Genomic DNA, 13,114 nt, shown 5'->3' on the forward strand with positions numbered 1-13,114 from the left:
GAAAAGGTTCCATGCGATAGTTTTCAGAGCAGGCGTCTACCGTTGGATGACAGTGACGCCGCCTGGACGAGGGGTCGACCGGGCGGCGAGGACCATCGAGGGGGTTGTGGTGGACGAACCGAACCGCACGGCGCTCGCCCGCGAGTGGTGGCGAGCGCTGGCGGACACGGCCGGCGCGCACGACCGGCAGGCGGTGCTGTCCGACCTGCTCGGCGACCTGCTGTCGGCGCTGACCGCCGAGCCGTTCGACGTCGCCGCCGGTACTCGGGTCGGCGAGGCGCTGGCTCGGGAGCAGCTGATCGATCCGGCGGTGCCGATCGCCTCCGCGCAGGTCCTGCACGGTCTGGCCGATCATGTCGACCACCCGGACGCCCGCCGGCGAGCGGCCGCCCTGCTGGCGGCGATCGGCCAGGGACATCAGGCGCAGGTGCACTCGGACGCGCGCACCCTCGATCGGGTCCGGCGCGATATCGACCAGCGGTTCCGGATCGTGTTCGACAACGCCGCGATCGCGATCGCCGTCGGCGATATCGACGGCGTGCTGCTGGAGGCCAACCCGCACCTCGCCGCGATGATCGGCGTTCCCACCGGGGATCTGCGCGGGATCTCGGTCTACGACTTCGCCCATCCCGACGATCAGGACGAGATTCGCAATCTCGTCTACGAGAAGCTCGTGCCCACCCAGGAGGGGACGGTGAAGATCGAGCGGCGACTGCTGCGTGCCGATGGCAGCGTCGGATGGGCGTCGTTCTCCATCACCTATGTCAAAGGCGCCGACGGACAGCCCGACTACCTGCTCGCCCTGGGGGAGGACGTCACCGAACAGCACCGGCTGCAGGAGGAACTGCAGCATCAGGCCCGTCACGATCCGCTCACCGGACTGCCGAACCGGCGCCACCTCCTGGACCAGATCGAAGCGGTGATCGCCACCGCCGCCACCGCCGACCGGATCGGCCTGTGCTTCGCCGATCTCGACCGGTTCAAGCACGTCAACGACCACTACGGGCACGGCGTGGGTGACCAGGTGCTGGCCGCCGTCGCCGCGCGCCTGGACCGCAGCGTGCGCGACCACGACTGTCTCGTCGCGCGCATCGGCGGCGACGAATTCGTCGCGCTCGTCCCGCCGCCCGCCAGCAGTCACCACATGACCGTCATCGCGGATCGGTTGAAAGCGTCACTGGCGCACCCGATCATTGCCGAGGGGCACGAACTCCAGGTCTCCGCGAGCATCGGGGCGGTGGTCACCCCCGCCGCGGGCGCGAACCCGGAGTCCCTCCTCGACGCCGCCGACACGAGCCTGTACTACGCCAAGACGAACGGCAGAGGTCATTGGGTTCTGCATACGCTGCACGCGCCCGCCTCGCGGTGACCGACCGGGGCGAACTGCTGCCAGCTAACCGGCAGCAGCCGCCCGGCTGTGGCAAACTCGGAAAAGGCACACTCGGAAAATTCGATACCCGAGGGCGATTGGGGGACGATCGATGATCGACGGCCCGGCCTCCGCCGCGGATTCCGGCAACGACGCGGGGCGGCCCGAGGACGCGGTGCTGCTGCGGCGGGTGCTGGCCGGTCGACTGCGGAAGGTTCGCCATGCCGACGCCGCCTGGCGCCGCCACGTCGGCGCAGAGGCCGCATCGCTCTGGATGGATACCTATCTCGCCCTCGAGGACGCGTCCTCGCTGCTGCGCTATTACGCGCCCGGGGTGATTCCCGATCTGCTGCAAACGCCCGCGTACGCGCGCGAGGTGGCCGCCCTGGCCCGGCCGGGCACCGCCGATATCCAGCAGCCGATCGACCTGCTGCTGAAGCGTCAGGAAATACTCGACCGCGCCGCGCCGCCCCGGTTATGGGTGGTGATCGAGCAGGCGGCCCTGCGCCGCCAGCCCGGCGGCCACCAGGTCTGGCGGGACCAGCTCCAGCACCTCGCCCGCGCCGCCGACCGCCCGAACATCACCGTGCAGATCATGCCCGACCACGCGTGCGGTCCCCTCATCAGCTCCGTGCCCTTCGTCCTGCTGCGGCTCGCGGACGCCGATCTCGGCGATATCGTGCACATCCACCACGCCACCGATGCCCGATTCCTCGACAAGCCCAGCGATCTCGACGCCTACCACACGATCTGGGACCGCCTGTGCGTCAACGCGATACGGCCCGACCGGACCAGCGACATCATCACGGCCGCCGCCGACGGCTCGCACCTGTGAAGTCCGTTATGCCTGCTTCGACGCCAGTTCGATCACGGTGATATCGGAGGGGGCGCCGACGCGGACCGGGGGTCCCCAGGCGCCGGCGCCGCGGGTGACGTAGAGCTGGGTGTCGCCGTAGCGTTCCAGCCCCGCCACCGTCGGATTGGCCAGCCCCGCAAGGAGATTCCCGGGCCACATCTGGCCGCCGTGCGTGTGGCCGGACAGTTGCAGGTCGACGCCGAATTCGACCGCGTCGTCGATCTGCACCGGCTGATGCGCGAGCAGCACGGCCGTACGCGCGAGATCGCGATCTCCCAGCGCGGCGGCGAAATCCGGTCCCTGCCCGATGTTTTCGCCCTGCACATCGTTGACCCCGGCCAGATCGAAATGCGGCAGCTCGCCGCGGCTGTTCGCCAGCAGGCGCAGCCCGAGGTCCTGCACGTGTTCGATCCACTGCTCGGCGCCGGAGAAGTACTCGTGATTGCCGGTGACGAAGTAGGCGCCGTGCCGCGCCCGCAGCCGCGACAGCGGTTCCACGGCCGACCGCAGGTGTTCGACGCTGCCGTCGACCAGATCACCCACGACGGCGATGAGATCCGGCTGGGTGTCGTTGATCGTGTCGACCACCCGTTCGGCGAATCCGCGGCCCAGGATCGGGCCGAGGTGAATATCGCTGACCACGGCGATCCGGTAGCCGTGTCCGGCGCGCGGCAGCCGGGCCAGCGGCACCGTCACCTGTTTCACGCGCGGACCGGCCAGTACGCCGTGGGTGCCGTAGCCGACCGTCGCCACCGCGGCCAACCCCGCCGCACCGCTCACTGTCCGAGAGACGAAGAGCCGCCGCGACACCGGCGCGGAGGCTTGCCGCGGGGTCGGTCGGTCTCGCGTCGCGCTCCCGGTCGCGGGGACCGGCTGCGGCTCGACAGGTACGGCGGGCGACTCCGCGCGGGCGATCCAGCGCCGGAAGAGAGGCCGGACCAGCTCGCCCACCAGTAGCCACAGCAGCAGGTACACGAAAAGCGCGCCCCACAGGTAGCCCGGCCAGGAGACGATCCGGGTGAGCAGGAACGGCGCCCCGGCCCGTTCGGCCACGAAGGCGCCGATCAGCAGCAGCGGTCCGGCGACCAGCGCGGCGGTGCCTACGCGGCGGGCGACCGACCCGTGCGCCATCGTCTCCCTGACGAGCCGCCGCCATACGTACCAGTGCAGACCGGTAATGCCCACGGCGACAAGGCATACGACGACGATCCCCACGACCGCGACCACCTTCACGGCCTCAGCCTATGCGCGGCCGAGGCCGCGGAGCCTGCTCGGAGGGCATCTCTGGTGCCGCGTGACCCTTGCCACACTCGGTACGTGAGCGTACCGTACCGGTGGTACGTAGATGTACCACGCTGGAGGCGGCATATGACCACCGTGAGACTGCCCGACGGACCGAGCGCGCCGAGAATCGTGCAGGGCATGCAGATCATGGCCGGACGGACGCGCGCGTGGCGGCGGCTGCACGAGCGCTACGGGTCGGCGTTCACGGTGTACATGCCGCGGTTCGGGCGGATCGTCGTGCTGTCGGATCCGGCCGAGGTGAAGGCGCTGTTCACCACGAGCACCGACCTGGTCGACAATATCGACATCAATCTCGGTCAGTTCCTCGGCCCCGGTTCACTGTTCTCGCTGACCGGCGACGAGCACCGCAAGCAGCGCAGGCTGCTCACTCCGCCGTTCCACGGGCGGCGGCTGTCGGTGTACGAGGCCATGATCGAGGAGGAGGCGGTCGCGGAGATGGCGACGTGGCCGTCGGGCCGCGAATTCGCGTCGATGGACTCGATGATGCGAATCACCCTGAACGTCATTCTGCGCGCCGTATTCGGCGCCGAGGGCGCGGAATTCGACCGGCTCCGCGAGTTGCTGCCGAAGCTGGTCCTGGTGGGGTCGGCGCTCGCCGCGGTGCCGATGCCGCGAAAGTTCCTGGGGCGTTACGGTCCCTGGGCCCGGTTCGCGGCGCATCGCCGCGCCTACGACGCGGTCGTGGGACGGCTCATCCGTCGCGCGGCCGAGGATCCGAACCTGTCCGACCGCGACGACGTGCTGTCGATGATGCTGCAGTCCCGCTATGACGACGGTTCCGCCATGACGCACGACGAGATCGCGGACGAGCTGCTGACGCTGCTCACGGCCGGTCACGAGACCACGGCGACGACCCTGGCGTGGACGATCGAGCGGCTGCGGCGACATCCGGACGTGTTGCGCCGCTTGGTGTCCGAGGTGGACGAGGGCGGGTCGGCGCTACGCGAGGCGACGCTGCTGGAGGTGCAGCGCGTCCGCCCGGTGATCGACGGGACCGCGCGCCAGGTCCGCGCCGAGTCGATCTCGCTGGGGCGCTGGACATTGCCGCGAGGCCAGAAGGTGATGGTCAGCATCCGGCTGATGCACGACAACGAGGAACTCTTCCCGCGCGCCCGCGCCTTCGATCCCGACCGCTTCGTCGGTGTGCGGCCCGGCACCTTCAGCTGGATCCCGTTCGGCGGCGGCGCGCGTCGCTGCATCGGCGCCGCCTTCGCCACCCTGGAAATGAACGTCGTATTGCGCACGCTGCTCCGCGATTTCGTCCTCGTGCCGACCGACCGCCGGGACGAGCGCACCCACTTCCGCGGCGTCGCACTGGTTGCGAGCGGTAAGGGCCGCGCCGTCGTGCACCGCCGCGCGCCGCGTTCGCCCGGCGAAACGACCGCGCGCCGTTCAGCGCACCATCTCGCCGTTCCGGCGCGCTTTTCGCCGGAATCCCGGAGCGGTCCCGGCCAAAAGCATGCCGGGACGACGACGTGGCGTTGAGCGCGAGGTAACTAGGGTGGTCGGTGTGACCCGTGCCGAGCCCGCATCCAGCTCCGACGGCGCGGCCGCGCCGGAATCGGGGTTCCGGCGGCGGCTGCTCGACGGCATGGCCGAGGCGGTGCGCGAGCACGGCTACCGCGAGGCCACCGTGGCCGACGTGGTCCGCCACGCGCGCACCTCCCGCCGGACCTTCTACGAGCATTTCAGCGGGAAGCAGGACTGCTTCATCGCCCTGCTGACCGAGCGCAACAACGACACCATCCGGCAGATCTACGCGGCGGTGGATCCCGCGGCGCCATGGCGCACCCAGGTGCGGCAGGCGATCGAGGCGTGGATCGGCGCCTCCCGGCGCGACACTTCGATCACGCTGGCGTGGATCCGCGATATTCCGGCCCTCGGCGAGGACGCCCGCCAGTTGCACCGCGACACCGGGGACGCCTTCGTCACCCTGATCCGAAACCTCACCGCGACACCGGAATTCCAGGCCGCCGACCTGCACCCGCCGTCCCGGCAGACGGCGACGATCCTCTACGGCGGCTACCGCGAGCTCATCGCCTCCACCGTCGAGGACGGCGGAGATATCACCACGATCATCGACGTCGCCGTCGACACCGCCGTCGCCCTCATCGGCCCGCGCGGCGAGCCCGCGAACGACTGACGTACCCCGAACAAGAGCCGGGTCAGTGGTCGGCGGGCGCCAGGGCGCCCATCGCGCTGCCGGTCAGCTCCACCGAGCGCACCCGGTCCTCGATGTCGTGGGCGTGGTGGGCGAGGATGAGTTCGTCGGCATCGATCGCGGCGGCGAAGTCGTCCAGGTACGCGCGGACCTCGGTGGGGGCGCCGACGGCGGTGTAGCGGGTCATCGCGGTCAGCTGGGCGCCGTTGGGGGAGGCCAGGAACGCGTCGATCTCCTCGTCGGTGAAGCGGGCGTCGGCCGCGCCGCGCTTGATCATCATCCGCGCCCGCGCCCGGTAGGCGATGGTCTTCTGCTCGGCCGCGGCGTCGTGGTCCGCGGCGGCGAACACGTTGACACCGGCCATCACGTACGGCTCGGCCAGCTGATCCGACGGCCGGAAGTGCTCGCGGTAGGTGGCGACGGCCTGGTGCAGCGCGTCGGGGGCGAAATGCGACGCGAACGCGTACGGCAGGCCCAGTTGCGCGGCGAGCTGCGCGCCGAACAGCGATGATCCCAGAATATACAGCGGTACAACGCCTTCCGCGCGGGGCACGGCCTGCACGCCGGGGATGCGCGAGCGCCCGGTGAGATAGCCCTGCAGCTCGAGCACGTCCTGCGGGAAGGTGTCCGCGGAGCCGGGGTTGCGGCGCAGGGCGAGCATCGTCTTCTGGTCGCTGCCCGGCGCCCGGCCCAGGCCGAGGTCGATGCGCCCGGGGAACAGCGTCTCCAGCGTGCCGAACTGCTCGGCGATCACCAGCGGCGAATGATTGGGCAGCATGATGCCGCCGGAACCGAGGCGGATGGTCGCGGTCTGCGCCGCGACGTGTCCGATCAGCACGCTGGTGGCGCTCGAGGCGATGGAGCCCATGTTGTGGTGCTCGGCGTACCAGACCCGTCGATGGCCGCTGCGTTCGGCGGCCCGGGCCAGGGCCACGCTGTTGTCGAAGCTGCCGCGCGCCGAGCCGCCCGGCGCGATCGATGCGAGGTCGAGGATGGACAGTGCTAGCGGCATACGACGCTGCCTTTCGTGGTCACAGAATGCGGTGCAGGTGCTCGGTGAACGCGCGGATGCGGGCGTCGTCGCGGCGGTAGTACGTCCACTGCCCGCGGCGGGTCGCGGTCAGGAATCCGGCGCGCTGCAGCACCGCCAGATGCGCCGATACGGTCGAGGCCGAGGTCCCGGCCCTCTGTTGGATGAGACCGACGCACACGCCGAGTTCGGCGGTCTCGCTGTCGCACCCCGGGAAGTTCGCGGCCGGTTCCTTCAGCCACTCCAGGATGTGCAGCCGGGTCTCGTTCGCCAGCGCCTTGCACTGTTCGAGCACGCTCGCCTTCCTTCGGTATTTCGCTAATTACCGAACTTATGCCGGGAGCAGCGGATGTGCACCGTGACCCTGGTCACCGGGCTCGGTTCTGGGCGCGGCGGCGGGTCGAGTCACGCACGGGGGAGGGTACGTTCGTGCACGGATCGTCACGCGGATGTGTTGCCGAGCCGCAGCGGCGTTTACTCGGTGGATATGTCGTCGCGGCAACCTGGAACCGAACAGCGAGCCGCGGTCGCGCGGCCGCCGACAGTGCCGGGCGCCCGATGCCGCAGAATGGCTGGGGGTGTGCGGAAATGCGAGCCCCGACCATGACAGGCGGGGCAGAACGGTAGGCCGTGGGTGACAGTGAACAACTTGTCCGGCTCGGTGGCGTTGCGAGCCGGATCGCCCGAGCGTGCGAGGGCGGCGGTCGATATTCCGGGGCGCGCCGACGCGGTGCGGGGCAGCGAGTACGCGGTGTTGTTGCGCCGGGTGCGCCAGGCCGGGCTGCTGGATCGGCGGGTGCGCTACTACGCCTGGAAGAGCGCGATCACGGCGGCCGCGTGGATTGCCGGATGGGTGGCGTTCGTCCTCGTGGGCGACTCGTGGTGGCAGCTGGCGATCGCGGCATGGCAGGCCGCGGTGTTCGCGCAGCTCGCCTTCCTCGGGCACGATGCCGGACATCGGCAGATCTTCCGCACCCGGTGGGCCAATCACCTCTACGGCCTGATCGCCGGGAATTTCGGCATCGGTGTGAGCATCGGTTGGTGGACCAGTAATCACAATCGCCACCACGCCCACCCCAACACCGAGGGGGAGGACCCGGACGTCATGGGGGTGCTGGCGCACTCCGGTGAGCGGGCGCGCCGCGGGCAGGGCGTGCGGCGAGTGATCTTCCGGTACCAAGCGTGGCTGTTCTTCCCGATGCTGCTGCTGGAGGGCTGGAGCCTGCACGGCGCGAGCGTGCGGGGCGTGGCGAGCTGGGACATCCGGCATCGCCGCCGGGAGGCGGTGACGCTCGGCGCGCACTTCCTCGGGTACCTGGTCCTGGTGCTCGCGGTGCTGCCGCCGGTCCACGCACTCGCCTTCGTGCTGGTGCATCAGGGCCTATTCGGTTTGTACATGGGCTGCACGTTCGCTCCCAACCACAAGGGGATGGCGGTTCTGACGGCGGCGGAGTCCACCGACTTCCTACGTCGCCAGGTGCTCACCTCCCGCAATGTGCGCGGGGGCTGGTTCGTCGACACCGCGCTGGGCGGCCTGAACTACCAGATCGAGCACCACCTGTTCCCGGCGATGCCGCGGCCCGCCCTGCGCCGCGCCCAGCCGCTGGTCGTGCGGTTCTGCGCCGAGCGCGGGCTGCCGTACTGCGAGACCGGGCTGCTGGAGTCCTACGCGCAGGCGCTGGGGCACTTGAACACGGTCGGGCGCGGCACGCGGGCGGCGGCGCCGCCCGCACCGGATGCCCGCCCGCTGGTGTCCAGTTCGCAAGGCGCAGACTGACGTTCAGCGCTGCGGACTGCATGCGCCGGGCTGGACGAGTTCGCCGCACGGGGTATCGCCGTGTGTGCGGACGACGTCCTTACCGGCATTGTCGGTGAGGTAGCGCAGGAAGGCCGCCGCCAGCGAGTCGTGCGGGAGTTCGCCGTCGCTGTAAGCGTATTCGACCCCCCAGAACGGGTAGGCGCCCGCGACGACCTCCTCCCGGCCGGGGCGGTGCCCGTCGATGGTGACCGTCACGGTCCCGGCGCTGTGCGCGGCCTCCGCGTAGGACGCGTAGCCGATCGCGCCGGGAATATCGGCCACGGTCTCGAGCATGTCGCGGGTGAGCGGCACCTCGCAGGCGGACAGGCCGGGCGGCGCGGTGAACCGGACGGCGCGGCAACCGGCCTGCGGCAGCGCCACGGAGCCGCCGTCGAGCAGCCGCTGCTGGAAGGTCTCCCGGGTGCCGGAGCCGAGCGCCCGATTGATCACGCGCACCGGGTGGTCCGGGCCGCCGATCTGGTCCCAGTTGGTGATCCGGCCCTGATACAGGTCGCGTATCTGCTCCCGGGACAGATCGCGTATGCCCAGGTCGCGGTGCACGACCACGGCGAAGACGGCCATCGCCAGCGGCCGCGGCAGCAGGTCGGGATAGCCGACGCCCTTCGGGCCGTCGGTGATGGCGAGCAGCCCGGCATTGCCGCCGCCCTCCTCGTCGACGCGGCTCAGCCCGCGTTCGCTGCCGTCGAAGGCGAAGGCGAAATCGGCTCCGGCGCAGCCCTTCCGGTAGGCCGCGGCGGCGTCGCGGACGACCGGTTCGAAGGCCGAGGAGCCGACCAGGGTGAGGTCGCCCCGGACGCAGTGCGGTGCGGGTGGATCGTCGCCGAGCAGGGTCACGGCGAACTGCACGACGATCACCGCGACCAGAAACGCCATGAACCCCAGCATGTTTCGGGAAAGGCCGGTCTGGCTGCGGGTTTCGGCGATGCGGCCGCCCTTGAGCTTGCCGTACAGGGTCGGCTCCGGGTAGTCGCTGCCGCCCGCGGTGCGCTGCAGGATCGCGAGGATCTTGTAATGGTCACGCCGGTTCATCGGCACCCGGGGCAGGTCGATGATGCCGATGTGGTGCGCGGTGTCCTCGCGGGCGTCGATGCCACGGCCGGGCTCCAGGTGATCGCCGAGCGTCGGTTCGCTGAGTTCGGTGACCGCCATGCCGACCACGCGGCGCTGCGGGAAATGCAGATGCAGTCCGACCGGGCCGTCCGGCATCGAGTAGTCGGCGGAGTCGATATCGGTGACGCCGTTGTTCTCGATGCGGATCAGCACCACCGACAGGTCTTTCAACTCCGCGCCGGAATCGGCGTCGTCCGGCCGCATCTGGGTGAGCACGCCCGGGAACGCCGACTCGATCTCGCCGGTCACCGGCGTGTCCATCTGCACGCGATAGCCGAGCTGCTTGCGCCGGATCACCACGAATTCCCAGAGGAAGGCGATCAGCGAGACCGCGAGCGCGACGAGCGGCAGTCCGGTCTGGACCAGATAGTTGTCCACCTGGGTCATATCCCCCGAATGCTTTGGATGGCAACCATGTTCGGCGCACCCGCGGGGCCGGTCCAGCGAGAACGGATAGTGTTGGGCAACAATTCACCGCCGCGACAACCGATGTCGTGGCGAGCGGGCCGTCAGCAGCCTTGCAGGACCTGGCCGACGGCGTCCCGCTCGGCCTGCTGCAGGGTCAGGCCCCACTTCGATTTCACCGCGACCCACATCCGCGCGTAGGTGCAGCGGTATCCGGTGTTCGGCGGCCGCTCATGGATCCCTCGTCGGCGACAGTGAGCGCGTTCAGCATGCCGCGCGCGGAATCGGCGGACGGGATCCCCGGCGGCTCGGCGGCCGCCGTCCCCGCGATCGACAGGGCTGCCGCGACAGCCGCGGACATCACCGCGCCGATGGCGGTGGAGAAGCCTCGCATGCGCTTCCGATCATTCGAAACTGGTCAGACGCGTAGTAAGCGTATGCCCCGGTCGCGAACTGGAAATGACCAGCCGGTAACGATCTTCGGGCCGAGCGGGAAGCGGGCGGAAGTGTTCCACCGGTTTTCGCGTTGCGCTGCGGTAGACGGGGGTTTACCCCAGAATGAGCTACCAGCAAACGCCGTGTGAGGGCGGTGTTTTCACGTGGGAGCACGCATGACCGAGACCCCAGCCCAGTCCGACGACGAACGCCGCCTCGCCGAACTCGGCTACAAGCAGGAACTGGCCCGGTCCTGGTCCGGGTTCTCCAATTTCGCCATCAGTTTCACCATTGTCTCGATCCTCACCGGCGGGCTCGCGAGCTACGGCATCGGTCTGTCCAACGGCGGGCCCGTCACCATGGCGTGGGGCTGGCCGCTGGTGTCGATCATGGTGTTGTTCGTGGGTCTGGCGATGGCCGAACTGGCCTCGGCCTACCCGACTTCCGGCGGCCTGTACTGGTGGGCCTCGGAGCTGGGCGGCCCGATCTGGGGTTGGTTCACGGGCTGGTTCAACCTGATCGGCCAGATCGCCGTGACCGCCTCGATCGACTACGGCGCGGCCATTTTCACCACCGTGGTGCTGAACGTCATCGGCATCGATATCGGGACCGACCGCACCGCGATATTCGTGGTGTTCGCGGCCATCCTGGTGCTGCACGCGGTGCTGAACGCCATAGGTCCGCACCTGTCGGCGGTGATCAACAACGTGTCGGCCTGGTGGCACGTGGGCGGCGTCGCGATCTTCGTGCTGGTGCTCGGAATCGGCGCGGAACACCATCAGAGCGTCGGCTTCGTCTTCACCGAGACCGTCGACAACAGTGCGGTCGGATTCGGCGGCGTCGCCTTCAGCTTCCTGCTCGGCCTGCTGCACGCGCAGTACACCTTCACCGGTTACGACGCCTCGGCGCACATGTCGGAGGAGACCCACGACGCCTCCCGGATGGCCGCCAAGGGCATCATCAACACCATCGTCGTCTCGGCCGTCGCCGGTTATCTGCTGATTCTGGCGGTGACGTTCGCGATTCCGAACCTCGACGACGCGCTGGACCCGGAGAAGAACAGCGGCTACCCGGTGATCTACATCCTGGAGAACTCGCTGAATTCGTTCTGGTCCGGGTCGCTGCTGATCATTGCCGCTGTCGCGCAATTGTTCTGCGGGTACGCCTCGGTCACCTCGGCCTCGCGAATGCTGTTCGCCTTCGCTCGCGACCGCGCGGTGCCGGGATCGGCGCTGTGGTCGAGGCTCTCGGCGCGCAAGGTGCCGGTGAACGCGGTCCTGTTCATCTCGTTCTTCGCCTTCGTGCTGCTGATCCCGTCGATGCTGGTGCCCGCCGCCAACGCCCCCACCGCGTACGCCGCCGCCACCTCCGTCGCCACCATCGGCCTCTACATCGCCTACGGAATTCCGGTGCTGCTGCGCCAAGTGCACGGCGGCCGTTTCGCCACCGGCCCTTGGACACTGGGTGCCTGGTACCGCCCCGTCGGCATCATCGCGCTGCTCTGGATCGTGGCGATCAGCGCGCTGTTCATCCTGCCCATGGACGACCGCGGCTACCCGTGGAACGACGAATTCACCTGGACGTCGGTCAATTACGCACCCCTCACCCTGGTCGGCGTAGTCGGCGCGATCGCCGTCTGGTGGTTCGTCTCGGCCCGCCGCTGGTTCACCGGCCCGAGGCGAAATGTCGACTGAACTCAGAGGGGCGTCACGTAGGCGCCGGAGATTCCGCCGTCGACCAGAAATTGCGAGGCGGTGATGAACGAGGAGTCGTCGCTGGCGAGAAAGGCCACGGCGGCGGCGATCTCCTCCGCCTCGGCGAAGCGGCCGAGGGGGATGTGGACGAGGCGGCGGGCGGCGCGCTCGGGGTCCTTGGCGAACAGCTCCTGGAGCAGGGGAGTGTTGACGGGCCCGGGGCACAGCGCGTTGACGCGAATTCCCTGGCGGGCGAACTGGACTCCGAGCTCGCGGCTCATCGCGAGCACCCCGCCCTTGGACGCGGTGTAGGAGATCTGGGAGGTGGCCGCGCCCATGACGGCGACGAACGAGGCGGTATTGATCACCGAACCCCTGCCGCGCTCGAGCATACGCTCGATGGCGTACTTGCTGCACAGGTAGACCGAGGTCAGGTTGACCTCCTGCACGCGCCGCCAGGCGTCCATGCCGGTGGTCGATATCGAATCATCGTCGGGCGGTGAGATTCCCGCGTTGTTGAAGGCGATGTCCAGGCCGCCGTAGGCGTCGACCGCCGCCCGGAACATCGCCCGCACCTGGGCCTCGTCGGTGACGTCGACCTTCACGTACCGGCCGCCGACCTCCGCGGCCGCCGCCTCGCCGGAGGTGGCGTCGATATCGGCGACGACGACCTTGGCTCCCTCCTGCGCGAACCGCCGGGCCGTGGCGAGGCCGATGCCACTGCCGCCACCGGTGATGACCGCGACTCGATCCTGCAAGCGCTGCAATGTCTCTCCTCTGTTCGAGTTCCCGGCCAAAAACATGCCGGGAAATGGGGGTGGGCATGCCGGAGTATGGAGTGGTGTGTCGGGAGTGTGGGGTGGCGTGCCGGGAGTGTGGAAGTGGCGTGCCGGGAGTGTGGGGGGTGGGGCGTGTCGGGAATGGTGGGTG

Annotated in this window: 12 protein-coding genes; 6 read left to right on the top strand and 6 right to left on the bottom strand. The window is 69.3% G+C overall.

Annotated elements, in window-relative coordinates; genetic code table 11:
- The first annotated feature begins 109 nt into the window (after positions 1 to 109).
- Both ACYVLQ_RS02810 and ACYVLQ_RS02815 read left to right on the top strand, forming a co-directional pair.
- Positions 110 to 1,369, top strand: coding sequence for a diguanylate cyclase domain-containing protein (locus ACYVLQ_RS02810; RefSeq protein ID WP_460695774.1), 1,260 nt, complete (start codon positions 110 to 112; stop codon positions 1,367 to 1,369).
- Positions 1,370 to 1,481: 112 nt separating this feature from the next.
- The gene (locus ACYVLQ_RS02815) at positions 1,482 to 2,204 is read left to right on the top strand and encodes a DUF5753 domain-containing protein (protein WP_460695775.1); all 723 of its coding nucleotides are present in this window, start codon (positions 1,482 to 1,484) and stop codon (positions 2,202 to 2,204) included.
- Positions 2,205 to 2,210: 6 nt separating this feature from the next.
- Here ACYVLQ_RS02815 and ACYVLQ_RS02820 read toward each other — a convergent pair whose 3' ends face one another.
- Positions 2,211 to 3,458, bottom strand: a complete 1,248-nt coding sequence (locus ACYVLQ_RS02820; protein WP_460695776.1) for a metallophosphoesterase — start codon at positions 3,456 to 3,458, stop codon at positions 2,211 to 2,213.
- Positions 3,459 to 3,593: 135 nt separating this feature from the next.
- Here ACYVLQ_RS02820 and ACYVLQ_RS02825 point away from each other — a divergent pair, with 135 nt between their 5' ends.
- Complete coding sequence (locus tag ACYVLQ_RS02825) at positions 3,594 to 5,015, top strand: cytochrome P450 (protein ID WP_460695777.1); 1,422 nt, start codon at positions 3,594 to 3,596, stop codon at positions 5,013 to 5,015.
- A 25-nt stretch (positions 5,016 to 5,040) separates the two neighbouring features.
- Positions 5,041 to 5,673 carry a TetR/AcrR family transcriptional regulator gene (locus ACYVLQ_RS02830; protein ID WP_460695778.1) on the top strand — a complete coding sequence of 211 codons (633 nt, stop codon included), beginning with the start codon at positions 5,041 to 5,043 and terminating at the stop codon, positions 5,671 to 5,673.
- Positions 5,674 to 5,695: 22 nt separating this feature from the next.
- On the opposite strand, the gene ACYVLQ_RS02835 is transcribed toward ACYVLQ_RS02830, so the two are convergent.
- The gene (locus ACYVLQ_RS02835; RefSeq protein WP_460695779.1) at positions 5,696 to 6,703 is read right to left on the bottom strand and encodes an LLM class flavin-dependent oxidoreductase; all 1,008 of its coding nucleotides are present in this window, start codon (positions 6,701 to 6,703) and stop codon (positions 5,696 to 5,698) included.
- A gap of 19 nt (positions 6,704 to 6,722) precedes the next feature.
- Positions 6,723 to 7,016, bottom strand: coding sequence for an ArsR/SmtB family transcription factor (locus ACYVLQ_RS02840; RefSeq protein ID WP_460695780.1), 294 nt, complete (start codon positions 7,014 to 7,016; stop codon positions 6,723 to 6,725).
- 339 nt (positions 7,017 to 7,355) lie between these two features.
- Between ACYVLQ_RS02840 and ACYVLQ_RS02845 the strand changes: the two genes are divergently transcribed.
- Positions 7,356 to 8,498, top strand: a complete 1,143-nt coding sequence (locus ACYVLQ_RS02845; protein ID WP_460695781.1) for a fatty acid desaturase family protein — start codon at positions 7,356 to 7,358, stop codon at positions 8,496 to 8,498.
- Between the two features lie 3 nt (positions 8,499 to 8,501).
- Here the strand turns inward: ACYVLQ_RS02845 and ACYVLQ_RS02850 are convergent, their stop codons facing one another.
- Entirely contained in the window at positions 8,502 to 10,037 is a 1,536-nt protein-coding gene (locus ACYVLQ_RS02850) for a substrate-binding domain-containing protein (protein WP_460695782.1), read from the bottom strand.
- A gap of 193 nt (positions 10,038 to 10,230) precedes the next feature.
- Complete coding sequence (locus ACYVLQ_RS02855) at positions 10,231 to 10,449, bottom strand: hypothetical protein (protein ID WP_460695783.1); 219 nt, start codon at positions 10,447 to 10,449, stop codon at positions 10,231 to 10,233.
- Between the two features lie 217 nt (positions 10,450 to 10,666).
- Between ACYVLQ_RS02855 and ACYVLQ_RS02860 the strand changes: the two genes are divergently transcribed.
- The gene (locus ACYVLQ_RS02860; protein WP_460695784.1) at positions 10,667 to 12,184 is read left to right on the top strand and encodes an amino acid permease; all 1,518 of its coding nucleotides are present in this window, start codon (positions 10,667 to 10,669) and stop codon (positions 12,182 to 12,184) included.
- A 2-nt stretch (positions 12,185 to 12,186) separates the two neighbouring features.
- Here the strand turns inward: ACYVLQ_RS02860 and ACYVLQ_RS02865 are convergent, their stop codons facing one another.
- Positions 12,187 to 12,987 (bottom strand): 3-oxoacyl-ACP reductase, encoded by an 801-nt coding sequence (locus tag ACYVLQ_RS02865; RefSeq protein WP_460695785.1) that lies wholly within the window; start codon positions 12,985 to 12,987, stop codon positions 12,187 to 12,189.
- Between the last annotated feature and the right edge of the window lie 127 nt (positions 12,988 to 13,114).

The sequence above is a fragment of the Nocardia thraciensis genome (genome assembly GCF_054782435.1).

What these genes read in the sequence shown, in the direction of transcription:
- ACYVLQ_RS02860 (WP_460695784.1), top strand. Translation starts at nt 10,667, where the DNA reads ATGACCGAGACCCCAGCCCAGTCCGACGACGAACGCCGCCTCGCCGAA.
- ACYVLQ_RS02850 (WP_460695782.1), bottom strand. Translation starts at nt 10,037, where the DNA reads ATGACCCAGGTGGACAACTATCTGGTCCAGACCGGACTGCCGCTCGTC.
- ACYVLQ_RS02815 (WP_460695775.1), top strand. Translation starts at nt 1,482, where the DNA reads ATGATCGACGGCCCGGCCTCCGCCGCGGATTCCGGCAACGACGCGGGG.
- ACYVLQ_RS02835 (WP_460695779.1), bottom strand. Translation starts at nt 6,703, where the DNA reads ATGCCGCTAGCACTGTCCATCCTCGACCTCGCATCGATCGCGCCGGGC.
- ACYVLQ_RS02825 (WP_460695777.1), top strand. Translation starts at nt 3,594, where the DNA reads ATGACCACCGTGAGACTGCCCGACGGACCGAGCGCGCCGAGAATCGTG.
- ACYVLQ_RS02855 (WP_460695783.1), bottom strand. Translation starts at nt 10,449, where the DNA reads ATGCGAGGCTTCTCCACCGCCATCGGCGCGGTGATGTCCGCGGCTGTC.
- ACYVLQ_RS02865 (WP_460695785.1), bottom strand. Translation starts at nt 12,987, where the DNA reads ATGTTTTTGGCCGGGAACTCGAACAGAGGAGAGACATTGCAGCGCTTG.